This window comes from Acidovorax sp. (assembly GCF_046294525.1).
Taxonomy (GTDB): Bacteria; Pseudomonadota; Gammaproteobacteria; order Burkholderiales; family Burkholderiaceae_C; genus Acidovorax.
Map to the genome: position 1 here is coordinate 58,997 of NZ_JBKBKQ010000011.1, position 22,271 is coordinate 81,267.

A 22,271-nucleotide genomic window follows, 5' to 3' on the forward strand; every position below is an offset into this window, starting at 1 on the left:
TCCGCCCCGGGGTCGTTGTGGCGCTCATGGACGGTCTCCCCGGGCATCCAGAGCACTCTGCGCGTGGGCCATGTCAGAGAACGGCACGCGCACGCCAGCTGTCTCCTGGATCTCTTCATGGCCCTTGCCGGCAATCAGCACCACGTCCGCGGGCGCGGCTTCTTGCAAGGCCATGCGAATGGCTGCGGCGCGGTCCACCTCGGTGCGCACGGTGCGGCCGGCAATCGTGCCCTGCAGTATCTGGTGCAGGATGGCCGCAGGGTCTTCGCTGCGCGGGTTGTCGCTGGTCACCACCACCTGGTCGGCATGCTGTTGCGCCACGGCGCCCATCAGCGGGCGTTTGGCCGCGTCGCGGTCGCCGCCGCACCCGAACACGCACCACAGCTGGCCGCCGCGCTCGGCGGCAACGGGACGCAGGGCATGCAGCGCCTTGTCCAGGGCGTCCGGCGTGTGGGCATAGTCCACAGCCACCAGCGGTTGGCCGGGCGTGTGAATCTGTTCCATGCGGCCCGGCACGGGCGACAGCTGGGCGCAGGCGTACAGCGCCAGTTCCAGCGGCACGCCCAGAGCGCGCAAGCCGGCCAGCACGCCCAGCAAATTGGATACGTTGTACAGGCCGATGACCCGCGTTTGCAGCACATGGGTGTGCGCACCTTCGGCCACCGTGAAGCGCAGCCCGCCATCGCCCATCGCAATGTCGCGCGCACACAGGCGCGCCGGGCCGGTGATGGACACACTCCACAGGTCCAGCATGCGGTCGGCCAGCGAGGTATGCAGCTCGGCGCCGCGCGGGTCGTCGATGTTGACCACTGCGGCCTGCAGGCCGGGCCAGTCGAACAGCACGGCCTTGGCCTGCCAGTAGGCCGCCATGCTGGGGTGGTAGTCCAGGTGGTCCTGCGTGAAGTTGGTGAACAGCGCCACGCGCACACGCGTGCCCACCATGCGGTGCTCAGCCAGACCGATGGACGAGGCCTCGATGGCGCAGGCCGTGCGGCCCGCGTCAGCAAATTGCTGGAAGGCGCGCTGCAGGCGCACCGGGTCGGGCGTGGTCATGCCGGTGCTGGCAAGCGCAGGCGGCACCCCCATACCCAAAGTGCCCACCAGCGCGCACCCACCCTGCGCAATCAGCTCATTTTTTGATAGCAAATTCAGCGCTTCGGCCAGCCACCAGGTGGTGCTGGTCTTGCCGTTGGTGCCGGTCACGGCCAGCACGTCCAGGCGCTGCGTGGGCTGCTCGAACCACTCGGACGCAATGAGCCCGGTGGCGGCCTTCAAGCCGTGTAGAGCAGCGATGGACTGGGTCGGCACGCCATCCAGCGCAAAGGCGTCGGCTCCCTCGTGCTCCACCAGGCACGCTGCGGCGCCCCGCGCCAGCGCGTCGCCAATGTGCGCGCGTCCGTCGGTGGCAGCGCCGGGCCAGGCGATGAAGCCGTCCCCCGCGCGGACTTGACGGCTGTCGGTCTGCAGCGTGCCGATGACGCGCTCGCGCAGCCAGGCCACGGCGTCGTGCACCGAGGCCAGCAGAGGCAGTGTGCTTGCCGTCATAGCGATTCCTCCACCGCGTTGGCCACGATCTGCGGCTTGACCGCCATGTCGGGCTGCACGCCCATCATGCGCAGCGTCTGCTGCACCACCTCGCTGAACACGGGCGCGGCCACGGCGCCGCCGTAGAACACGCCGTTGCTCGGCTCGTCGATCATCACGGCCACGATGATGCGCGGCTTGTCGATGGGGGCCATGCCGGTGAACCAGGCGCGGTACTTGCCCGAAGCGTAGTTCTTGCCCACCTGCTTGCGCGCCGTGCCCGACTTGCCACCCACCGAATAGCCCAGGGTCTGGGCCTTCTGGCCTGTGCCGCCGGGGCCCGCGGCCATCTGCAGCATCTTGCGCACCTGGTCGGCCGTGCGCTCGGAGAACACGGGCACGCCCACGGCCGTTTCGTCGGTCTTGAGCATGGTCGCCGGAATCACCCGGCCGCCATTGGCAAACACGGTGTAGGAGCGTGCCATCTGGAACAGGCTGGCAGACAGGCCATAGCCGTACGACATCGTCGCCTGCTCCACCGGCCGCCAGGTCTTATAAGGGCGCAGGCGCCCGCTGACGGCGCCGGGAAAGCTGATCTGCGGCTTCTGGCCAAAGCCGGCGGCCGAGAACGTCTCCCACATCTCACGCGCAGGCATCTGCATCGCCAGCTTGGTGGTGCCTACGTTGCTGGACTTCTGGATCACGCCTTCGACCGTCAGCACGCCGTAGTTGTGCGTGTCCGAAATGGTGGAGCCCGTGATGTTGATGCGGCCCGGCGTGGTGTCCACCACGGTCTCGGGTCGCACGCGGCCGCTCTCCAGCGCGATGCCCACCGTGAAGGGTTTCATGGTGGACCCGGGCTCAAACACGTCGGTCAGCGCGCGGTTGCGCAGTTGCTCGCCGGTAAGGTTCTGACGCTTGTCGGGCACGTAGCTGGGGTAGTTGGCCAGCGCCAGCAGCTCGCCGGTGTGCGCGTCCAGCACCACCACACTGCCCGCCTTGGCCTTGTGCGCAAGCACCTGGTCACGCAGCTTCTGGTAAGCAAAAAACTGCACCTTGCTGTCGATGGACAGCTGCATGTCCTTGCCGTCCACGGGCGGCACGGTTTCACCCACGCCTTCCACCACACGGCCCAGGCGGTCCTTGATCACGCGGCGCGAGCCGGGCTTGCCTGCCAGCTGGTCGTTGAAGGCCAGTTCCATGCCCTCCTGGCCGTGGTCTTCCACGTTGGTAAAGCCCACCACGTGCGCGGCAGCTTCTCCTTCGGGGTACTGGCGCTTGTATTCCTTGCGCTGGTAGATGCCCTTGATCTCCAGCTTGGCAATCTGCTGGCCCACGTCCCAGTCGAGCTGGCGCTTGATCCAGACAAAGGTCTTGTCCTCGTCGGCCAGCTTTTTGGTGAGGTCTGGCAGCGGCATGTCGAGCAGTCTAGCCAGCTGCTTGAGCTTGGCGCGCACCTCGGGCTTGTCCTGCTCCACGTCTTCCGGAATGGCCCAGATGCTGGCCGCCGGCACGCTGGAGGCCAGGATGAGGCCGTTGCGGTCCAGAATCTTGCCGCGGTTGGCCGGCAGCTCCAGCGTGCGCGCAAACCGCACCTCGCCCTGGCGCTGAAAGAAGTCGTTGCCGAACACCTGCACATAGGCCGCCCGCGCGCCCAGTCCCACAAAACCCAGCGCAATGGCGGCCACGATGAACTTGCTGCGCCAGACGGGCGTCTTGCTGGCCAGCAGCGGGCTGGCGGTGTAGACCACGCTGCGGCTCATGGCTGGGCTCCGGGCGACGCCACGCGCGCTGATGCCGCCGCCCCTACAGCAGCCCCGGCAGGGTCCGACACATACTGGGTGATGGCTGGCGTTGCGGTCCGCATCTGCAACTGTGCGCGCGCAATTTTCTCCACACGCAACGGCGTGGCCTGGGCCCGTTTTTCGACCTGCAGGCGCTGGTGTTCGGTTTCCAGCCGGCGCGCCTCGGCCGTGGCGCGGTCCAGCTCGGTGAACAGGCGGCGCGACTGGTACTGGGTGTGCACCAGGTAAATGGCGCTGGCCAGCACGGCCACAAGCAGCACAAGGTTGAGCCTGGTCATGTCGTCAGGCCTTTGTGCGCTCGGCCACGCGCATGATCGCGCTGCGCGCGCGGGGGTTGGCCTCGACCTCAGCGGCGCTGGGCTTGATGCGGTCCAGCGCCACGAGCTTCATCGCCTGCGGTGCGGCAAACGGCGCACGGCGGTCGTACACCTCCTTGGAGTGCTTCGCGATGAACTGCTTGACGATGCGGTCTTCGAGCGAATGGAAGCTGATCACCACCAGCCGCCCGCCAGGCTTCAGCACCGAGAGGCTGGCGTCTAGCGCCTGTTGCAGTTCTTCAAGCTCAGCGTTGATGAAAATCCGTAGAGCCTGAAATGTGCGCGTTGCAGGGTTCTGGCCCGGCTCGCGGGTTTTGACCGCGCCAGCCACGAGATCGGCCAGTTCGGCGGTGGTTGCAAGAGGGCCCCGTTCTTCGCGCCGAGCAACAATCGCCTTTGCAATGGGGCCAGCAAACCGTTCTTCACCGTAGTCACGTATCACCTCCGCAATCTGACCGACTTCGGCCGTGGCCAACCAATCGGCCACGCTTTCGCCGCGCGTGGTGTCCATGCGCATGTCCAGCGGGCCGTCAAAACGGAAACTGAAGCCCCTCTCGGGGCTGTCGATCTGGGGCGAGCTCACGCCCAGGTCCATCAGCACGCCGGCAGCACTGGCGGGCGGCAAATCGGCCAGATGGCGAAATCCTTCGTGCCGAATGGAAAAACGCGCATCGGTGATGCGCGTTGCTTCGGCGATGGCTTCGGGGTCCTTGTCAAACGCGACAAGCCGCCCTTGGGGCCCCAGCCGCAGCAGGATGCGCCGCGAATGTCCACCGCGCCCGAAGGTGCCGTCCACCCAGGTGCCCGCAGGCTCGGGGCCCGCGCCGCCCAGCAGGGCGTCCACGGCTTCTTCGAGCAGGACGGTGGTGTGTTGCAAAGGAGTGGATGTCATGGTCAGAAGGAAAAGTCCTTGAAGACATCCGGCATGTCGCCCTGCATGGCCTTGGCCTCCTGCTCGTCGTAGGTGGCCTTATCCCAGAGCTCGAAATGGTTGCCCATGCCCAGCAGCATGGTGTCCTTGGAAATGCCCGCGGCCTGGCGCAGTTCGGGGGAAATCAGCACGCGGCCGGTGGCGTCCATCTCCACATCCATGGCATTGCCTAGAAAGATGCGCTTCCACCATTGAGCCGACATGGGCAGCTCGGCGATGCGCTCGCGAAACTTTTCCCACTCGGGGCGGGGGAACACCATGAGGCAGCCGTGGGGGTGCTTGGTGATCGTGAGCTGGCCCGATGCGGTGGCCGCGAGCACGTCACGGTGCCGGGTCGGCACGGACAGCCGACCCTTCGCATCGAGACTCAGCGACGAGGCACCTTGAAACACAGACGAGATTCCCAGCTTGTTTTGGATCCCTGGGGGCCAAGAAGGCGCTCCGAGGGCACTTTTCACCACTTAATTGCACTTTTTTGCACTGTAGCAGGAAAAGCACTCCGAGCAAGGGGGTGCCCAACAAACTTTGTTAATGAAATCAACGACTTAGGCGCTGTTTCGCAGCCTGGAAATCGGCAAAAGTCGTTGAAAAAGAAGCACTTACGGGAACCTATGAAAGTGACCTCTCAAGGCTTCGCCGAGTGGTCACAGGATGTAGCGAGACAGGTCTTCGTCCTTGCTCAGGCTCTGCAGGCGCGCGTCCACATAGGCCGCGTCCACGGTGATGGTTTGGCCGGACAGGCGGGTGGCGTCAAAACTCACCTCGTCCAGCAGCCGCTCCATCACGGTGGACAGGCGGCGCGCACCGATGTTCTCAGTGCGCTCGTTCACTTCGAAAGCGATGGACGCCAGGCGCGTGATGCCTTCCGGCGTGAACTCCAGCGCAACGCCCTCGGTCGCCAGCAGCGCCTGGTACTGCTTGACCAGCGACGCATGGGTCTGGGTGAGGATGGCCTCGAAGTCCTTCACGGACAGCGACTCCAGTTCCACCCGGATCGGGAATCGCCCCTGCAGCTCCGGAATCAGGTCGCTGGGCTTGGCCAGGTGGAAGGCGCCCGACGCGATGAACAGGATGTGGTCCGTCTTGATCATGCCGTACTTGGTGGACACCGTGGTGCCTTCTACCAGCGGCAGCAGGTCGCGCTGCACGCCCTGGCGCGACACATCGGCGCCGCTGGCCTCCTGGCGCGCGGCCACCTTGTCGATCTCGTCGATGAAGACGATGCCGTTTTGCTCGGCGTTCTGCACTGCGCGGGTCTTGATCTCCTCTTCATTGACCAGTTTGCTCGCTTCTTCGTCGATGATGAGCTTGAGGGCCTCCGCGATCTTGAGCTTGCGGGTCTTGCGCTTGTCCTGGCCCAGCTGGCTGAACATGCCGCGCAGCTGCTCGGTCATTTCCTCCATGCCCTGCGGACCCATGATCTCCAACTGAGGGCGGCTTTCGGCCACCTCGATCTCGATCTCCTTGTCGTCCAGTGCACCCTCGCGCAGCTTTTTGCGGAACACCTGCCGCGCCGTATTGTCGGCAGCGGGCTCGGTGCCGGCTGCCGCGCGGGCGGGCGGGATCAGCACGTCCAGGATGCGCTCTTCGGCAGCGTCTTCGGCGCGGGTCCGCACTTTTTTCATCTCGGTCTCGCGCGTCTGCTTGACGGCCATCTCGGCCAGGTCGCGGATGATCGAATCTACATCCTTGCCCACGTAGCCCACCTCGGTGAACTTGGTGGCCTCGACCTTGATGAAGGGCGCATCGGCCAATCTTGCAAGGCGCCGCGCAATCTCCGTCTTGCCCACGCCCGTGGGGCCGATCATGAGGATGTTCTTGGGTGTGATCTCGTGGCGCAGTGCGCCTTCCACCTGCTGGCGGCGCCAGCGGTTGCGCAGCGCAATCGCCACGGCGCGCTTGGCACTGGCCTGGCCCACGATGTGGTGGTCCAGTTCGGAGACGATTTCCTGGGGGGTCATGGAGGACATGGTGAGGGCCTGCCTTCAAAAATTGATGCTAAAACAGCCTCTAGCGCTTACTGGATATGCGCTGGCAGCTATTAAATTGTGAGTATTTTTTTAACGCACCGGCGCGCTTACAGCGTCTCGATGGTGTGGTGCATGTTGGTGTAGATGCACAGCTCGCCGGCGATCTCCAGCGACTTCTTGACGATGTCCTCGGCAGACAGTTCGGTATGGTTGAGCAGCGCCTTGGCTGCCGAGTGCGCATACGCACCGCCCGAGCCGATGGCCACAATGCCCTGCTCGGGTTCCAGCACGTCGCCGTTGCCGGTGATGATGAGTGAGGCACTCGCGTCGGCCACGGCCAGCATGGCCTCCAGGCGGCGCAGCACGCGGTCGGTGCGCCAGTCCTTGGTCAGCTCGATGGCGGCACGGGTCAGGTGGCCCTGGTGCTTTTCCAGCTTGGCCTCGAAGCGTTCAAACAGCGTGAACGCATCGGCCGTGGCGCCAGCAAAGCCGGCCAGCACCTTGCCGTGGTAGAGCTTGCGCACCTTGCGCGCCGAGCCCTTGACCACGATGTTGCCCAGCGTGACCTGACCGTCGCCGCCGATGGCGACCTGCATGCCAGAGGGCGTCTGGCGGCGCACGCTCAGGATGGTGGTGCCGTGAAAAACCGGGGTGTTTTGAGAGGAGTCCATAGCAGCGGCAGATGGGGGCGCGGCTGCAATTTGCAAGCGCACACCGGAGCTGAAGCGCGCCGCCGATGTCCTGGACTCAGTGGACTAGTTCTTGCGCGGAACGACCCAGGCGTGCTCGTTGATGCCGATCACATTGAAGAAGATCGCCACCAGGCGCTGCAGGTTGTGGAACTGGATCACGTGGCCCTGGGCCTGTTGCTCGGCGGCCCAGTTGAGCACCGAGCCGGCTGCGGCAAAGTCCACGCGGATCAGCTTGTCGCAGGCGATGGTCAGCGGCACGCCTGGCCGCGCAAACGCCTGGAAGGGCTCCAGCAGCGGCGTGGCGTCGCCATCGATGTGGCCGCTGAGCTGCGCGACGGGGCCGGTATCGGCGGCGGGCACCGAGTTCTCGCCCAGGTCGGACGGACCAAAATCGCTGTCGACCGCCAGGGGCGCCGCGCCGGATGAGGCACCCTCGTTGTCGGAGTAGCCGCAACGCGGCGACACCCAGGAGGGGGGCGAGACTTCGTAGGTCACGCAATAGTCCAGCGCCACCATCTCGAACTCGTCGGCCTTGCCCATCAGCCGCAGGGCGGCCATGCGCAGGCGCCACCAGTCCGGCAGCGTGGAGCGGTCTCCCGACGGGGTCTGCGCCTCCAGCAGGGCGTTGAGCTTTTCGACGCCCGAGAAAACGATCTGGCCATCACGGTCGGCCCACACGGTGAACTGGTCTGCCAGCAGCGGCACGGCGCCTTCGTCGATGCCTGTGAGGCGGACCCAAGACAAAGTCCAAGGCGAGGCGGCGCGCGCAAGCGATGCCTGCAGCGCGGCAACGGACGATACCGCCACTGTGGGCGGCGCGTTCCAGCTGAAATCCTTGCGCACGGGGGCAGCGGGTGCGGCCGCGGCGCTGGTTTCGGCCGCCATGCCCAGCTGTTCGGGCATGGAGAACCACAGGGGTGCCGAGCGGCTGTACTGAGCCGCAAAGTCGATGGCCAGGGTGTCGAAACGGTCGTGCTGGCCGGTGGCGCGGTACAGGTCGAACAGGGTCATCCAGATTTCGAGCTGCTGGGCGGGGTCGTCTTGCTGGTGCTGGGCCAGCACGTCCATGAGGCCGGCTTCGGCCCCCGCGTGGTCGCCGTTGGCAAACCGGATGGCGGCTTCTTCTAGGTCGGGTTCGTGCACGAATTCCTCCGGTTCGAATGCGGGCGCGGGGCTGGCCGCCACGGGCGCAGGGCTGAAGGAAGCTTCTTCCTGCAGCGCGCCCTCCCCATTCGCATTCGCGTTCATTTGCGCATCGGTGCCGCCAAACCGGCCGATGGCCATGCTGTCATCCGCAAACAGCGGCTGCACAGCGGCTTTGTCTTCCAGCGGCGCGGGCAGGCTGCCCGGGGCCGTCGGCGCGTAGGCCCGGGCGTGCGCCGATTCGCTGACATCCTTGCTGGAGTCGGGCATGACGCCCGGCTGGGTGGGGGCGTCGGCGCCCTGCTTGCTTTTCCACCATTGCTGCGACATCTGCGCCTCGATCTCGTCGATCTTCTTGAGCGTCACGGCGCGCTCGTCGGGCGAGGCCATGCTGCTCTGGAAGAACGAGGGGCGGCCGGCGGCGTCCTCTACGCGATGGCCTTGCAGCACTTCGCGCTGGCGCAGCTTGCGCAGCTGATCAAATTCGCGGCGCCGCACGAAGTCGTTGCGGCGCTTGCGCTCGATCATCTCCTTGAGCATCTGCTTGCTGTACTGGCTCTCCCGGTCGTCCTGCAGGGAGTCGAGCTCGGTCCAGTTCACCGTCGGGTTCTTGACGAACCGAACCACCTTGGATAGCAGGCCGCCGGGGGTGGTTTCTTCCTTGCTCATGGGTCAGGGTGCGCTGGGGTGGATGATCCGGCCAGAGGCAGGATCAGTCCCCAAACATCTTCTGCTTGAGTTCGCGGCGTTGCTGCGCTTCGAGCGACAGGGTGGCGGTGGGGCGAGCAATCAGACGGCCCACACCGATGGGTTCACCGGTTTCGTCGCAATAGCCATAGTCGCCAGCGTCGATGCGGGCGATGGACTGCTCGATTTTCTTGAGCAGCTTGCGCTCGCGGTCGCGGGTGCGCAGCTCCAGCGCGTGCTCTTCTTCGATGGTGGCGCGGTCGGCCGGGTCGGGCACGACCACGGTGTCTTCACGCAGGTGTTCGGTGGTTTCGCCAGCGCTGTTGTGGATGTCCTGCTTGAGCTGAACGAGCTTGAGGCGGAAGAACGCCATCTGCTTGTCGTTCATGTACTCGCTGTCGGGCATGGCCATGACTTCAGCGTCGGTCAACTCTGCGGCGGACTTGGTCTTCCAGTTGTTCGCCAGCTTGGGGTCTTTTTTGGCAGCCGTAAAAGTGGGCTGCGCTTGCACGGTCGTGGGCATGGTATGTAGATAACTGGCTTTGGCAGCGGTCGAAGCCACTGACTGTGCCATGGATGGTACGGTCAATTGGGCCAATCGGGAAGAAGGCCGGGTTGTACGCACGGGTACCTCGGAACCAGGCTGCAGCGTAGGCGCCGCAGGGGCCACTGGTGCGCTGGCCGCCGGAGCCGGTGCCGCAGCCTTGGGCGCGGCAGCGGCCTTGGTGGGCGGCTTGGCCACAGGTTTTGCAGCTGCCTTTGCAGCCGGAACCGCCTTGGCGGGAGCCGCTTTAGCGGGGCCAGCAGCCTTGGGGGCCGCAGGCGCGGCTGCGGCGCTCTTTTTGGCTGCGGCGGGCGTTGCCTTGGTGGTCCCTTTGGTTTTGCTGGTCTCGGCTTTCACTTCCTGGTCTCCTCGCAATACGGGCGGGCCCTTGGCCGCTCTCGCGGCCCGGGACTGGTGGCAAGCCTTGGGTGGTTTTACCGGGGCGCGATTGTATCGACCTCGACTGACGCAAACGGAAACGTTGCGGATACAACACAAACCCGCTCCAAGCCGCATGCCATCAGCCTGCGCCAGGGGCCTTCTTTACACGAGGCTTTGCTCCAGCCCCTGCAGGAAGATGTCCTTGGGCAGATCGATGCCAATGAAGACCATCTTACTGGTGCGTGGCTCGCCTTCGGCCCATTGCGGGCCCAGGTCGCTGCCCATGAGCTGGTGCACGCCCTGGAAGATCACCTTGCGCTCGGTGCCTTTCATGTTCAGCACGCCCTTGTATCGCAGCATGCGCGGGCCGTAGATGTTGACGATCGCGCCGAGGAAATCCTCCAGCTTGGCCGGGTCGAACGGCCGGTCCGAGCGGTAGACGAAACTCTTCACGTCATCGTCGTGGTGATGATGGTGGCCATGGCCGTGGTCGTGCTGGTGCGAGGGGTGGCTGCAGTGCTCGCCGTGCTCGCCGTGCTCGTGGTCATGGTCGTGGTGGTCATGCCCATGGCTGTCTTCCTGCAGAAACTCCGGGTCGATGTCGAGCTTGGCACTCAGGTTGAAGCCGCGCAGGTCCAGCACTTCGTTGAGGGGTACTTCGCCAAAATGCACAGCCTTGATGGGCGCGCGCGGGTTCATGTGTTTGAGGCGGTGAATCAGCGCGTCGGTCTCTTCCGTGGAGACGAGGTCGGTCTTGGACAGGAAGATCTGGTCCGCAAAGCCCACCTGGCGGCGCGCTTCCTGGCGGTCGTTGAGCTGCTGGGGCGCGTGCTTGGCGTCCACCAGGGTGATGATGGAGTCGATGAGGTAGGTCTCGGCGATCTCCTCGTCCATGAAGAACGTCTGCGCCACGGGGCCGGGGTCGGCCACGCCCGTGGTTTCGATCACGATGCGGTCGAACTCCAGCAGGTTCTTGCGGCGCTTCGCCGCCAACAGTTGCAGCGTCTCGCGCAGGTCTTCGCGGATGGTGCAGCAGATGCAGCCATTGCTCATCTGCACGATCTGCTCCTTGGATTCGGTCACCAGGATGTCGTTGTCAATGTTCTCTTCGCCGAACTCGTTCTCGATCACGGCGATCTTCTGGCCATGGGCCTCGGTGAGCAGGCGCTTGAGCAGCGTCGTTTTGCCCGAGCCCAAGAAGCCGGTAAGGATGGTGACGGGAATCAATGCCATAAATCTGTCTTTCAAGGGAATCAAATACTTGCGCTGCGCCGCAGCAGTGCCCCTCGCGGGGGCCACTTTTTCAGTGTATCGAGGCTGTCAAGCCCCTGCTGGTGCCGGAAGGTTCACCCTTTGCGCATGACCACCAAGCCCTTCAGGTACTCCCCTTCCGGAAACTCCAGCGTCATCGGGTGATCAGGCGCGCCCCCCAGGCGCTCCACGATGTAGCCGTCCACCCCCGCGTCGGCACCCGCTGACGCCACGATCTTGTGGAACAGGTCGGCGCTGATGCCGCCGGAGCATGAGAAGGTAAACAGCACCCCGCCGGGCGACAGCAACTGCAGCGCCAGGCGGTTGATGTCCTTGTAGGCCCGGGCAGCCCGGTCCGCGTGGGTGGCGGTGGGGGCAAATTTGGGGGGGTCGAGGATGATGGCGTCGAATCGCTGGCCTTCCTTCAAGAACTGGCGCAGCGACGCGTTGACGTCCGCATCCAGGAAGGTGGCCCGGTTCGGATCAAAACCGTTGAGCGCCACATGGGCGCGGGCGCGCTCCAGGGCGGGGCCTGAAGAATCGATGGAAGTCACATGCCCATCGGCCACGTTACCCGCTGCACGCATGCCCGCCAGTGCCGCCACGCTGAAGCCGCCGGTGTAGCAAAAGCAGTTGAGAACGTGCTTGAAGCCCAAGCGCTGGGTGTAGTCGGCAAACCGCTTGCGGCTGTCGCGCTGGTCCAGATAAAAGCCCGTCTTGTGGCCCTCGGCGATGTTGAGGGTCAGGCGCCACTGATGCTCGCGGATCGTGAGTTCCAGCGGCGGCCCCTCACCATCGCCCGCTGCGCCCGTCGGCCCACCGCGCAGCCAGCCAGTGGCCGGCTGCAGCCCCTCCAGCGCACGCACGCTCGCGTCCGACCGCTCATACAGCTTGGCGAGCCCCGTCTCGCGCAGCAGCGCATCGGCAATCACGCCCTTCCAGCGCTCGGTGCCGGCGCTGGTGAACTGCGCCACCAGGGTGTCGCCATACCGGTCCACGATGAGTCCCGGTAGGCCGTCCGATTCGCCATGGACCAGGCGGATGCCGTCGCTTTGCACGTCAAAACGGGCTCTGGCGATGATGGATCTTGCGCAAGCAGCTATGAAAAACGGAGCATCAATGCGCTGCGCCTCGTCAAAGCTCCAAACCCTGGCCCGGATGCGCGAGCTAGGGCTGAACGCCGCCCACGCCAGGAACTGCCCCTCGTGCGACTCCACCCGCACGGTTTCGCCGCTGTCGCCGCCGCCCTTGGCGATGGCAGATTCAAAGATCCAGGGATGGCGGCGCAGCAGGGAGCGCTCTTTGCCGAGGCGTAGGCGGAGGGTTTTCATGTGCGGAATTGTGCGGGCTGGCGGCTGCGGGCGCATACGCGCAACACCGTCCTCAGGAAAAAAGCCCGCCCCCGCCGCGCCTTGCCCAGTTACGTCAACGGCCGAAATAGCACATTTGACAAATATGATTCTCCAAAAAATACAATTGCGAAAAATATCATTTTTATCAAAAATTCCTCCTTGCCTTTCAGGAACCCCATGAAACTCCTCGAATCTTTCGGCATCACTCGTCGCTTGTATCTGCTGTCGTTCGCCCTGGCGGGCGGACTGGGCCTGGTGGCGGTCTTCGCCTGGGCCAATTTGTCTGACGTGATCCGCCAGACCCACAAGGTGTCTGCGGAATCTCTGCCCCACCAGCTGCGTCTGGCCAACATGGAGCTCAACGTGACGCGCTCGTCGCTGCAGCTGCGCCACGCCATGCTGGCGCGCACGCCCGTCGACGTGGCCGCCACGCTGGCCGATATCGCCGACAAAAAAAAGCTCATCGACGCCGATCAGGCGGCGCTTGAGAAAGCCGCGCTCACCAGCGCTGAAAAGTCGGACTACGCCGCACTGGTACAAGCGCTTTCCACTTTCTGGCAGATTGCCGGCCAGAACGTGGCGCTGATCGAGCAGGGCGACAAGGAAGGTGGTTTTGACTTTTTGGTGGCCAAGACCATCCCCGCCCGCAATGTGGTGCTGGAGATGCTGAGCAAACAAAAGAACCACCAGAGCGGCGCGCTCGCTGACAGCGTGTCTGCCGTTGTGCAGGACGCCACAAAAACGCTCTACACCCTGGTGGCTGCCGTGGCCGCTGCGGCGTTGGCGCTGGTGGTGTTCTCCTGGTATCTGGGCGCAGTCTTGCAGCGCCGCGTGCGCGAAGCCCAGGCCGTGACCAACCGCGTACGGGACGGCGATCTGACCGGGCCCATCACCGATCACTCGAGGGACGAGTTCAGCCCCTTGCTGCAGGCGCTTTCGGCCATGCAGGCCTCCCTCACGCAGGTGGTCTCGCAAGTGCGCCAGGGTTCTGACAGCGTGGCAACGGCCAGCGCCGAGATTTCTGCGGGCAACAGCAACCTTTCTGCGCGCACCGAGCGCCAAGCCAGCGCGCTGGAGGAAACCGCGGCGTCGATGGAAGAGCTCAACTCCACCGTGCGCCAGAACGCCGAACACGCCCGCCACGCCAACAACCTGGCACAGACGGCGTCCACCGTGGCCACCCAGGGCGGCGAGGTCGTGGCCGAAGTGGTGCGCACCATGAAGGACATCAACGAGAGCTCGCGCAAGATTGCGGACATCATCGGCGTCATCGATGGCATTGCCTTCCAGACCAACATCCTGGCGCTGAACGCCGCCGTGGAGGCAGCGCGCGCTGGCGAGCAGGGGCGTGGGTTTGCCGTGGTGGCCAGCGAGGTGCGCAACCTTGCCAGCCGCTCGGCGAGCGCGGCACACGAGATCAAGGCCCTGATCGGCACCAGTGTGGAGCGGGTCGAGGCCGGCACCACACTGGTGGACCGCGCAGGCCAGACAATGAGCGAAGTGGTGGACGCAATTGGCCGCGTGACGGACATCATGTCGGAGATCAGCGCAGCCAGCAGCGAGCAAAGCCAGGGGGTGGAGCAGGTGAACGTGGCCGTGTCGCAGATGGACCAGGCCACCCAGCAGAACGCCGCACTGGTGGAAGAAATGGCCGCCGCCGCCACCAGCCTGAACACGCAGGCCGCCGAGCTGGTGAACGTGGTCTCCGCATTCAAGTTGGAGCCGCAGGACGGACCGGAGCTGCCAAGCTACGGCCGCAGCCATGCCACCCCGGAACACGCGCAAAACGCATCCCACTTTGCGCCCCGTCGACTGGGACTGACGCCCGGTTAAAGACTTTGGGGCTCTTTCTTCCCGTGGCCTCAGGGGCCTGCATCTGCCAAGGCCCCGCCCTCCCATCGCCGCCCGGCGGAGGCGCAGCAATCAGCCCTTCTTGCGCGCCCTTGGATGCGCCGCGTCATACACCTTGGCCAGGTGCTGAAAGTCGAGCCGGGTGTAGACCTGCGTGGTGGTGATATTGGCGTGGCCCAGCAGTTCCTGCACTGCGCGCAGGTCGCCGCTGCTTTGCAGCAGGTGGCTGGCAAACGAATGGCGCAGCATGTGCGGGTGCACGGGCGTGGTCAGCCCCGCCTGCTGGCTGCGCTGGCGCAGGCGCAGCCAGATGGACTGCGCCGTGAGCCGGGCACCGCGCTGGCCCACGAACAGCGCGGGGTCCAGCCGCGCCGAGCCCTCTCCGCCAAACGGTGTGGCGCGCAGCTGAAGCCAGGCTTGCAGCGCCGCCGTGGCAGCTGCACCCACCGGCACGCTGCGGCGCTTGCTGCCCTTGCCAAACACATGGGCCTCGCCCGCCTGCAGGTCCACCCAGCCCCGGCCCAGGCGCTGCGTGTCAGCGTTGGGGACGGCGTCCAGCCCTGCCAGTTCCCCCACCCGCAGGCCGCAGCCGTACAGCAGCTCGACCATGGCGGCGTCGCGCGCCTCCAGCCAGGGATCGGCACCGGCGTTGTCGAATTCGGCCAAGCGCACGGCATCGTCCACCGGCAGCGCCTTGGGCAAGGGCTTGGGCGCCTTGGGGGCGCGCACGTCCTGCACAGGGTTGTGCGGAATCAACCCCTGCCGCCCGGCCCAGGTGAAGAACCCCCGCCAGCCTGACAGGATGAGCGCGATGCCGCGCCCGCTGCGCCCGCCACTGTGCATCTGCGCCACAAAGCGACGGATGTGGGCGGTTTGCAACTGCAGCAGCGGCACGTCGACCCCTGCCGCAAACTGCGCGAGCTTTTCCAGGTCCAGGGTGTAAAGCGTGAGCGTGCGCGCCGCCAGGCGCTTTTCGACGCGCACGTGCTCCAGGTAACGCAGGACGTGCGGGTCGAGGGCGGGGGGCGTCTCAGACATGGTTGCCGTGGCTGAGCCAGCGCCAGTATTGCGAATGCAGAGACTACTTCAGCCGCAGCAGTGCCGCGCTGGCCAGTTCTGCCATGCGGGACAAAAAGTCAGTGCCCATCGTGGCATCAAAACGCTGCGGATCGTGCGAACCCAGCACCAGAAGGCCGAATGCGGGCGTGGCACTGTCGATGGCGCCTGCGCGCAGCGGAAGCAAGGCCAGCGACTGGGCGGGCTCGCCGCCCTCCTGCGCCAGCCAGCCTGCGGGCTCGAAGCCCAGGTTGGGCCCGCAAAACGGCATGGTCAGCGACGAGGCAAATGCACGGGCATCGTCGCTGGCGCCCTGGGTGAAATCGGCATCGATGTACGGCGCGGCCACTTCCCACACGCGCACCGCTGCCTGGGGCACGTCAAACAGGGTGCGCACGCCATCGACCACAGTCTGGGGCAGATCGAACGGGTCGCGCACCTGCAGGAGACTGCCGGTCCACTGGTGCACCTTGTGCGCAATGGCCGCGTTTTCGTTGCTGTTGCGCACCATCTCCATCACGCGTTGCTCCAGGCCCTTGATCTTCTCGCGCAGCATCTCGGCCTGGCGCTCCTGCAGGCTTACGGCGCGCGCGCCGTGGGGGCTGGTGATCTGAACGCTGGCCAGCACCTCCGCATGGCGCTCGAAGAAACCCGGCGTGTTGGTCAGAAACTGGGCGATGTCGTCTTCGGTGATCGGGGGGATGTGGGTGGTCATGGGAGGGTGTCAGGGATATCGATCTGGCCTTCAAACACGGTGGTGGCCGGGCCGGTCATGAAAACGGAATCGGCCTCCTGGCCGCTCCAGGCGATGGTGAGGCGGCCGCCGCGCGTGTCCACCTGCACCTCAGGGCCCAGCAGCCCAAGGCGGATGCCCGCCACCACGGCCGCGCAGGCGCCCGTGCCGCAGGCCAGGGTCTCGCCCACGCCCCGCTCGAACACGCGCAGCCGCACATGGCTGCGGTCCACCACCTGCAGGTAGCCTGCGTTCACCCGCTGCGGAAACCGCGCGTGGCTTTCGATGAGAGGGCCGGTGTGTTGCACGGGTGCGGTGTCCACGTCGTCCACCAGTTGCACGGCGTGCGGGTTGCCCATGGAGACGACCGCTACTAAAACAGTAGCTTCCAGCGCTTTACCAGCAAGCGCCAGAGGCCATTTTTGCCCCAAACCTTGTGTCACGGGGGTGAGGCCGGCCGCATCGAACGGCACCAGCGCGGGCTCCAGCACGGGCCGCCCCATGTCCACGGTAACGCGGCCGTCCGCCGTCAGGCGCGGGGCGATCACGCCGCTTTGCGTCTGCACGCGGATGGTGTCCTTGGCAGTCAGGCCTTTGTCGTGCACAAAGCGCGCAAAACAGCGCGCGCCGTTACCGCACTGCTCCACCTCGCCGCCATCGGCGTTGTGGATCACGTATTCAAAATCCACGCCCTCAGCCGGCGATGGCCGCACGGTGAGGATCTGGTCGGCACCCACACCGAAGTGCCGGTCGGCCAGGAAGCGGTATTGCGCAGCGCTGAGGCCCAGGCGGCCCTGGGTTTCGTCGAGCACCACAAAATCGTTGCCCGCGCCCTGCATTTTGGTGAAGCGAATCTGCATGGAACGGGATTATGGCCCCGGCCCTGCGCGCAACGGCCATGCGGCGTAGCCTCGGCGGTTCCGCCATTCCTGGAGTTTTCATAGATGACCGACCTCTCCGCCTTCGCCATCACCCGCAAGTGGCCCGCCCGCCACCCGGACTGCATCCAGCTGTATTCCCTGCCCACGCCCAACGGCGTGAAGGTGTCCATCGCGCTGGAGGAACTGGGCCTGCCCTACGAGCCGCACCTGGTGAGCTTCGAAACCAACGACCAGACCTCGCCCGAATTCCTCTCACTGAACCCCAACAACAAGATCCCGGCCATCCTCGACCCGAACGGCCCCGACGGCCAGCCGCTGGCGCTCTTCGAATCCGGCGCCATCCTGGTGTACCTGGCCGGCAAGACCGGCCAGCTGATTCCGCAGGACACTGCTGGCCGCTACGAGACCCTGCAGTGGGTGATGTGGCAGATGGGCGGCCTGGGCCCCATGTTCGGCCAGCTGGGCTTTTTTCACAAATTTGCCGGCAAGGACTACGAGGACAAGCGCCCACGCGACCGCTACGTGGCCGAGTCCCAGCGCCTGCTCAAGGTGCTGGACCAGCGCCTGAAGGGCCGCGATTGGGTGATGGGCGAGCAGTACACCATCGCCGACATCGCCATCCTGCCGTGGGTGCGCAACCTGGTGGGCTTTTATGGCGCGGGGGATCTGGTGGGGTTTGATCAGTTCAGGGAAGTGCAGCGGGTGCTGGAGGTGTTTGTGGCCCGCCCGGCAGTGACGCGCGGCCTCGCCATCCCTGCGCGGGCTTGAGCCGGCGCCTTTTTTTGGCCGGCCTTTGACCTCCATCAGGTCCGCAGGCCGGTGGCCCGGCCGCGCGGCACCTACCATGGCCTCCTTAAAAATCAGGGAGTGCCCCATGGGATTGACCGTTGACGTTCTTCAGCAACTGGACACACACGACCTCCAGGCCGCCGCGCGGGCCGCGCTGCAGGAGGACGATGCCATCGCGCTGATCGAACTGCTGGAAATGCTGTGGAGCTGCGATGTGGAAGGGGCCAATGCCGTCATTGACGCCGTGTTGCAGCGCCTGCAGCAATTGCGGGCGCTGCGTTGATGCGGGCTCAAAGGTCTTGCGCCGGGTAATCCGCCAGCGCGAGCCTGCCGCCAGCGCGCCCCAACCCATCAGCGACCCAGCCGCCCACCCCTCGGCCATTCGATAATGGCCTGATGCCCCGCCCCACCCAACAGCTCCACCCCTTCCGCGCCCCCGTCCCCACCCGCCCCGCCGCCACCGTGCTGCTGCTGCGCGTTGCCGCAGACCCCCACAAAGCAGGCGGCAGCGGCATTGAAGTGCTGATGACGCGGCGCTCGGACAAAGCCAGCTTTGCGCCCGGCGCGTACGTGTTTCCCGGCGGTGGCATCGACGCGCTGGACGCGGCACCGGACACCCACGCCGCCGCCGACCGCCGCCCCACGCAGAGTGACCTGCACCTGACCCAGGCCATTGCCGCCATCCGCGAGAGCTTTGAAGAGCTGGGCATCTTGCTGGCGCGCCACGCGGCCGATGGGCGCTGGGCCGACGCAGACGACATCGCCGCCATCGACCGGCACCAGCCCTTTGTGGCGCAATGCACGGCGCGTGGCCTGCGGCTGGCGGCGGACAGCGTCTTCCTGCTGGCGCACTGGATCACCGACCGCGACCTGCCGCGCCGCTTTGACGTGCCCTTTCTGGTGGCGCGCATGCCCGCAGGCCAGGAGCCCGTGGCCGACGAAGCCGAGCAGTTCGAGCCCGTGTGGGTGCGCCCGACCGATGCGCTGGCGCGGCACGAGGCGGGGCAGTTCTTCATGATCTTCCCTACCATCCGCACGCTGCAGCGGCTGGCCGCCTTCAGCACAACGCAAGCCGTGTTCGATGCACTGGCCGAGGAACAGCCGCTTTGGACCAGTTGCCCGCGCGCCGGCACGCTGGCAGGCAAGGAGGCGCGCTACATGGAAAGCGACCTGCCTTACGGCGAGCTGGCCCTGGTCTGCCCCGACGGGCAGATCGTGCACCCGCTGGACTGGCAGACCGAGCGCCCCGTGCCGCTGCTGCGCAACGTGTTGCGCCTGACGGCCCCCAACCCCGGCGTGATGACTGGCCCCGGCACCAACAGCTACCTGGTGGGCGACCCGGCCACGGGCTACATCGCCATCGACCCTGGCCCGGCCGATGCCGATCACCTGGACAAGCTCTGGCGCGCGGCGGGCGGCGACATCCGCATGATCGTGTGCACCCATTCGCATGCCGACCACGCGCCCGGCGCCGCGCCGCTGCAGGCGCTGTGTGTGCAGGCAGGCCGGGCCCGGCCGCCCATCCTGGGCCTGCCGTCTGCGCCCACAGCCCGCGCCGCCAGCGCCTTCACGCCCGACAGGTCGCTACAAAATAATGAGCTTCTGGCGCTTACTGGACAAGCGCCAGAGGGCCAAATCACCCATACTCTGCAGGTCATCCACACGCCGGGCCATGCGGCCAATCACATTTGCCTGCTGCTGGTGGAAGACGCCCTGCTCTTCAGCGGCGACCACGTCCTGAACGGCAGCACCACGGTGATCGACCCACCGGACGGCAACATGGCCGACTACCTGGATTCGCTGGACCGGCTGGACGGTGCGTGCGCCGAGCACGGCGTGGAGTTCATCCTGCCCGCGCACGGCTACGTGATCGGCGACGCGCGCGGCGCCATCGCCAAGCTCAAGGCCCACCGCCTGGCGCGCGAGGCCAAGGTGCTGGCCGCCATGCAGGCCCTGCCCCAGGGCAGCATGGAGGACTGGGTGCAGCACGCATATGACGACGTCCCGCCGCGCATGTGGCCGGTGGCGCAGCGGTCGCTGCTGGCCCACGTCGAACGCATCCGCTCCCTGAGCCCCGGCAACAACTGAACCGCAGACCACCCCACCGCAATCACCCAGATTCAATGACCGACAAGCACCCCGACCCCACCCACATCCGTCTGGCCAAACGCGTGGCCGAACAACTGAACTGCTCGCGCAGCACGGCCGAGCAATTCATCGAAGGCGGCTTTGTGACCGTGGATGGCCGCGTGGAAGAAGCGCCCGGCGCGCGCGTTCGGCCTGATCAGACGGTAGCGGTAGCGCAAGACGCCAGCCTGCTAGCGTTGACCCCAGTGACCTTGCTGCTACACAAACCCCCAGGCTTTGAAGCCGGCCTGGGCCAGCCGACCGGGGCCGCCGCCCACGGCAGCCGCAGCCAGGGCTCGCCCCAGGCGGCCACGCTGCTTGGCGCCGCGTCTCACCTGCCCGAGGACGCCTCGGGCATCCGCGTGCTGCAGCGCCACTTCAATCAGCTCGAATGCTTCACACCCCTGCCCACCGAGGCCAGCGGCCTGGTGGTGTACACGCAGGACAAGCGCATCGCGCGCAAGCTGGCGGAAGACATCGAATCGCTGGAGCAGGAGTGCATCGTCGAGGTGAAGGGCGAGATTGCACCCAACGGCCTGCAGCGGCTGTGCCACGGCCTCAGCTTCAACGGCCGGCCGCTACCGCCCATCAAGGTGAGCTGGCAAAGCGAGACCAAACTGCGCTTCGCCCTGAAAGGCATCCGCCCCGGACAGATCCCTGCGATGTGCGAGGCCGTGGGTCTTGCAGTGGTGGGCCTCAAACGCATCCGCATCGGCCGCGTGCCGCTGGCCAAAGTGCCCGAAGGGCAGTGGCGCTACCTGCAGCCGTGGGAGAAGTTCTGACAGCGTTTGCCCTCACGGCCCAGCGCCGTACTGCCTCCATGACTGCAACGGACCCAGGTCTGGCTCTTAAGCTACCAAAAGCATAGCTACCAGCGCTTGCTTAGCAAGCGTCAGAGACCTTTTTGACTCGAAACCATCCTGCCCTGTGCGCTGCTACACTGCGCGGCAAACAAACACACAGGAGGGAATGGATGAGCCAAGTTCCATCAGACAGCGCAGGCGGGCCAATGTCCACCTTCATGCCGCAGAACATCGATGCGTATCCCCTGGAATTCACAGGGACGGGCGGCGAGTACTTCAGGGTGTGGATCGTCAATGTGCTGCTGTCCATCGTCACACTGGGCATCTACACGCCCTGGGCCCGGCGCCGTACCGCGCAGTATTTCTACAGCCACACCCTGGTGGCGGGCAGCCCGCTGGAGTTCACTGCGCAGCAGCGCCGCATGGTGGTGGGCTTTGTGCTGCTGATGCTCATCACCATTGCCTACAACATTGCCGCCAACACGGGGCAAGACCTGGCGGTGGGGCTTTTTCTGCTGGTAGGCGCGGTGCTGTCGCCCTTCATCTGGGCCAGCGCCATGCGCTTTCGCCTGGGGGCAACGCGCTGGCGCGGCCTGCGGCTGCAGTTCACCGCCAGCTGGAAAGAGGTCTACATCGCAAGCTGGCCCGTGTTCGCCATTGCACTGATCTGGTTCGGCGTGTTCTATGGCCTGCAAGTGCTGTCGCCCGAGCTGGCCCAGGCGCTGGAGGCAGTGGAGGAAGAAGGCGAGAAGATGCCCATGCCGAGCTTCACGCCCGCCATGGGGGGCTTGGTGGCGCTGGGCGTGGTGCTCACGCTGCTCTGCTTCATCCGCCTGGAGTTCAACTACAAGAGCCTGCTGGTGCTGAAGGCCCAGGTGGGCGCAGAGCGTGGCCGCTGGAAGCCGGTGTATATGGACTTCGTGAAAATCTGGCTGGCGACGGTGCTGGTTTTCATCCTGAGCGTGGTGCTTCTCTTCCTGGTCGGCACGCTGCTGGCGGGCGGCACGATGGCATTGGGCGCAGGTCTGGGCAACAAGCTCGGAATGTGGGTCTTCGTACTGATTTTTGTCGCCATCGTCGGCGGTGTGGCGTTCCTCTTCCTTGCGTCCGCGCCAGCGCGCGCGTATCGCGAGGCGCGCATGTTCCAGCTCATGTGGGACAACACCGGCGTGAGCCACGTCGCGCGCTTCAAGTGCCACCTGCGCACCAGCAGCTATGTGTGGCTGCGCATCAAGAACCTGCTGCTGACCGTCATCACGCTGGGCTTTTACCGCCCCTTTGCCCGCATCAGCGAATACCGCATGAAATGTGAGTCCGTAACGCTGCACGTGAAAGGCGGCGTGGACCAGGTGGCCGGCGCCATGGTGCGCCAGCAGCAGGGCGGCCTGGGCGATGCACTGGCTGACGCGGCCGGTTTGGACCTTATCGGTTGAG

General features: G+C 65.7%; 20 protein-coding genes. 6 read left to right on the top strand and 14 right to left on the bottom strand.

Features of this window, described 5'->3' with window-relative positions:
• Window positions 1-24 precede the first annotated feature (24 nt).
• The 11 genes from ACK4HJ_RS12105 to ACK4HJ_RS12155 all read right to left on the bottom strand — a co-directional run bounded on the left by ACK4HJ_RS12105 (window position 25) and on the right by ACK4HJ_RS12155 (window position 12,576).
• On the bottom strand, window positions 25-1,545 hold the full coding sequence (locus tag ACK4HJ_RS12105; protein WP_409831661.1) for a UDP-N-acetylmuramoyl-L-alanyl-D-glutamate--2,6-diaminopimelate ligase: 1,521 nt from the start codon (window positions 1,543-1,545) through the stop codon (window positions 25-27).
• Window positions 1,542-3,287, bottom strand: a complete 1,746-nt coding sequence (locus ACK4HJ_RS12110; protein WP_409831663.1) for a peptidoglycan D,D-transpeptidase FtsI family protein — start codon at window positions 3,285-3,287, stop codon at window positions 1,542-1,544. Before ACK4HJ_RS12110 ends, ACK4HJ_RS12105 begins: the two co-directional genes overlap by 4 nt.
• Complete coding sequence (gene ftsL / locus ACK4HJ_RS12115; protein ID WP_409831666.1) at window positions 3,284-3,607, bottom strand: cell division protein FtsL; 324 nt, start codon at window positions 3,605-3,607, stop codon at window positions 3,284-3,286. Before ftsL ends, ACK4HJ_RS12110 begins: the two co-directional genes overlap by 4 nt.
• Before the next feature lie 4 nt (window positions 3,608-3,611).
• Window positions 3,612-4,538 carry a 16S rRNA (cytosine(1402)-N(4))-methyltransferase RsmH gene (gene rsmH / locus ACK4HJ_RS12120; RefSeq protein ID WP_409831668.1) on the bottom strand — a complete coding sequence of 309 codons (927 nt, stop codon included), beginning with the start codon at window positions 4,536-4,538 and terminating at the stop codon, window positions 3,612-3,614.
• Window positions 4,539-4,540: 2 nt separating this feature from the next.
• Window positions 4,541-4,969 (bottom strand): division/cell wall cluster transcriptional repressor MraZ, encoded by a 429-nt coding sequence (gene mraZ, locus ACK4HJ_RS12125; protein WP_218380857.1) that lies wholly within the window; start codon window positions 4,967-4,969, stop codon window positions 4,541-4,543.
• 252 nt (window positions 4,970-5,221) lie between these two features.
• Window positions 5,222-6,547 carry an ATP-dependent protease ATPase subunit HslU gene (gene hslU / locus ACK4HJ_RS12130; protein WP_409831672.1) on the bottom strand — a complete coding sequence of 442 codons (1,326 nt, stop codon included), beginning with the start codon at window positions 6,545-6,547 and terminating at the stop codon, window positions 5,222-5,224.
• 107 nt (window positions 6,548-6,654) lie between these two features.
• A complete protein-coding gene (hslV, locus tag ACK4HJ_RS12135; RefSeq protein ID WP_409831675.1) occupies window positions 6,655-7,218 on the bottom strand; it encodes an ATP-dependent protease subunit HslV in 564 nt (187 codons plus the stop codon).
• An 84-nt stretch (window positions 7,219-7,302) separates the two neighbouring features.
• Window positions 7,303-9,051 (bottom strand): STAS domain-containing protein, encoded by a 1,749-nt coding sequence (locus ACK4HJ_RS12140; RefSeq protein ID WP_409831677.1) that lies wholly within the window; start codon window positions 9,049-9,051, stop codon window positions 7,303-7,305.
• A 43-nt stretch (window positions 9,052-9,094) separates the two neighbouring features.
• On the bottom strand, window positions 9,095-9,970 hold the full coding sequence (dksA, locus tag ACK4HJ_RS12145; RefSeq protein WP_409831680.1) for an RNA polymerase-binding protein DksA: 876 nt from the start codon (window positions 9,968-9,970) through the stop codon (window positions 9,095-9,097).
• 186 nt (window positions 9,971-10,156) lie between these two features.
• Window positions 10,157-11,227, bottom strand: a complete 1,071-nt coding sequence (locus ACK4HJ_RS12150) for a CobW family GTP-binding protein (protein WP_409831682.1) — start codon at window positions 11,225-11,227, stop codon at window positions 10,157-10,159.
• 113 nt (window positions 11,228-11,340) lie between these two features.
• Window positions 11,341-12,576 (bottom strand): class I SAM-dependent rRNA methyltransferase, encoded by a 1,236-nt coding sequence (locus ACK4HJ_RS12155; RefSeq protein WP_409831685.1) that lies wholly within the window; start codon window positions 12,574-12,576, stop codon window positions 11,341-11,343.
• Window positions 12,577-12,774: 198 nt separating this feature from the next.
• Here ACK4HJ_RS12155 and ACK4HJ_RS12160 point away from each other — a divergent pair, with 198 nt between their 5' ends.
• Window positions 12,775-14,430 carry a methyl-accepting chemotaxis protein gene (locus ACK4HJ_RS12160; RefSeq protein ID WP_409831687.1) on the top strand — a complete coding sequence of 552 codons (1,656 nt, stop codon included), beginning with the start codon at window positions 12,775-12,777 and terminating at the stop codon, window positions 14,428-14,430.
• Window positions 14,431-14,520: 90 nt separating this feature from the next.
• Here the strand turns inward: ACK4HJ_RS12160 and ACK4HJ_RS12165 are convergent, their stop codons facing one another.
• The 3 genes from ACK4HJ_RS12165 to dapF are packed head-to-tail and all read right to left on the bottom strand — an operon-like array spanning window position 14,521 to window position 17,097.
• Complete coding sequence (locus ACK4HJ_RS12165; protein WP_409831690.1) at window positions 14,521-15,486, bottom strand: tyrosine-type recombinase/integrase; 966 nt, start codon at window positions 15,484-15,486, stop codon at window positions 14,521-14,523.
• 43 nt (window positions 15,487-15,529) lie between these two features.
• Complete coding sequence (locus ACK4HJ_RS12170; protein ID WP_409831693.1) at window positions 15,530-16,219, bottom strand: DUF484 family protein; 690 nt, start codon at window positions 16,217-16,219, stop codon at window positions 15,530-15,532.
• On the bottom strand, window positions 16,216-17,097 hold the full coding sequence (dapF, locus tag ACK4HJ_RS12175; protein WP_409831697.1) for a diaminopimelate epimerase: 882 nt from the start codon (window positions 17,095-17,097) through the stop codon (window positions 16,216-16,218). Before dapF ends, ACK4HJ_RS12170 begins: the two co-directional genes overlap by 4 nt.
• A gap of 84 nt (window positions 17,098-17,181) precedes the next feature.
• Here dapF and ACK4HJ_RS12180 point away from each other — a divergent pair, with 84 nt between their 5' ends.
• From ACK4HJ_RS12180 to ACK4HJ_RS12200, 5 genes are all read left to right on the top strand, one after another.
• On the top strand, window positions 17,182-17,886 hold the full coding sequence (locus ACK4HJ_RS12180) for a glutathione S-transferase N-terminal domain-containing protein (protein ID WP_409831700.1): 705 nt from the start codon (window positions 17,182-17,184) through the stop codon (window positions 17,884-17,886).
• Between the two features lie 106 nt (window positions 17,887-17,992).
• Window positions 17,993-18,190 carry a hypothetical protein gene (locus tag ACK4HJ_RS12185; RefSeq protein ID WP_409831703.1) on the top strand — a complete coding sequence of 66 codons (198 nt, stop codon included), beginning with the start codon at window positions 17,993-17,995 and terminating at the stop codon, window positions 18,188-18,190.
• A gap of 113 nt (window positions 18,191-18,303) precedes the next feature.
• Entirely contained in the window at window positions 18,304-19,995 is a 1,692-nt protein-coding gene (locus ACK4HJ_RS12190) for an MBL fold metallo-hydrolase (RefSeq protein WP_409831706.1), read from the top strand.
• Window positions 19,996-20,030: 35 nt separating this feature from the next.
• Window positions 20,031-20,816, top strand: a complete 786-nt coding sequence (locus ACK4HJ_RS12195) for an rRNA pseudouridine synthase (RefSeq protein ID WP_409831709.1) — start codon at window positions 20,031-20,033, stop codon at window positions 20,814-20,816.
• 191 nt (window positions 20,817-21,007) lie between these two features.
• Window positions 21,008-22,270, top strand: coding sequence for a YjgN family protein (locus tag ACK4HJ_RS12200; protein ID WP_409831712.1), 1,263 nt, complete (start codon window positions 21,008-21,010; stop codon window positions 22,268-22,270).
• Window position 22,271 lies beyond the last annotated feature (1 nt).

Bases quoted from the DNA above. Each gene is read 5' to 3' on its own strand.
- ACK4HJ_RS12105 (WP_409831661.1), bottom strand. From the start codon at position 1,545: ATGACGGCAAGCACACTGCCTCTGCTGGCCTCGGTGCACGACGCCGTG.
- ACK4HJ_RS12110 (WP_409831663.1), bottom strand. From the start codon at position 3,287: ATGAGCCGCAGCGTGGTCTACACCGCCAGCCCGCTGCTGGCCAGCAAG.
- ftsL (WP_409831666.1), bottom strand. From the start codon at position 3,607: ATGACCAGGCTCAACCTTGTGCTGCTTGTGGCCGTGCTGGCCAGCGCC.
- rsmH (WP_409831668.1), bottom strand. From the start codon at position 4,538: ATGACATCCACTCCTTTGCAACACACCACCGTCCTGCTCGAAGAAGCC.
- hslU (WP_409831672.1), bottom strand. From the start codon at position 6,547: ATGTCCTCCATGACCCCCCAGGAAATCGTCTCCGAACTGGACCACCAC.
- hslV (WP_409831675.1), bottom strand. From the start codon at position 7,218: ATGGACTCCTCTCAAAACACCCCGGTTTTTCACGGCACCACCATCCTG.
- ACK4HJ_RS12140 (WP_409831677.1), bottom strand. From the start codon at position 9,051: ATGAGCAAGGAAGAAACCACCCCCGGCGGCCTGCTATCCAAGGTGGTT.
- ACK4HJ_RS12150 (WP_409831682.1), bottom strand. From the start codon at position 11,227: ATGGCATTGATTCCCGTCACCATCCTTACCGGCTTCTTGGGCTCGGGC.
- ACK4HJ_RS12155 (WP_409831685.1), bottom strand. From the start codon at position 12,576: ATGAAAACCCTCCGCCTACGCCTCGGCAAAGAGCGCTCCCTGCTGCGC.
- ACK4HJ_RS12160 (WP_409831687.1), top strand. From the start codon at position 12,775: ATGAAACTCCTCGAATCTTTCGGCATCACTCGTCGCTTGTATCTGCTG.
- ACK4HJ_RS12165 (WP_409831690.1), bottom strand. From the start codon at position 15,486: ATGTCTGAGACGCCCCCCGCCCTCGACCCGCACGTCCTGCGTTACCTG.
- ACK4HJ_RS12170 (WP_409831693.1), bottom strand. From the start codon at position 16,219: ATGACCACCCACATCCCCCCGATCACCGAAGACGACATCGCCCAGTTT.
- dapF (WP_409831697.1), bottom strand. From the start codon at position 17,097: ATGCAGATTCGCTTCACCAAAATGCAGGGCGCGGGCAACGATTTTGTG.
- ACK4HJ_RS12180 (WP_409831700.1), top strand. From the start codon at position 17,182: ATGACCGACCTCTCCGCCTTCGCCATCACCCGCAAGTGGCCCGCCCGC.
- ACK4HJ_RS12185 (WP_409831703.1), top strand. From the start codon at position 17,993: ATGGGATTGACCGTTGACGTTCTTCAGCAACTGGACACACACGACCTC.
- ACK4HJ_RS12190 (WP_409831706.1), top strand. From the start codon at position 18,304: ATGCCCCGCCCCACCCAACAGCTCCACCCCTTCCGCGCCCCCGTCCCC.
- ACK4HJ_RS12195 (WP_409831709.1), top strand. From the start codon at position 20,031: ATGACCGACAAGCACCCCGACCCCACCCACATCCGTCTGGCCAAACGC.
- ACK4HJ_RS12200 (WP_409831712.1), top strand. From the start codon at position 21,008: ATGAGCCAAGTTCCATCAGACAGCGCAGGCGGGCCAATGTCCACCTTC.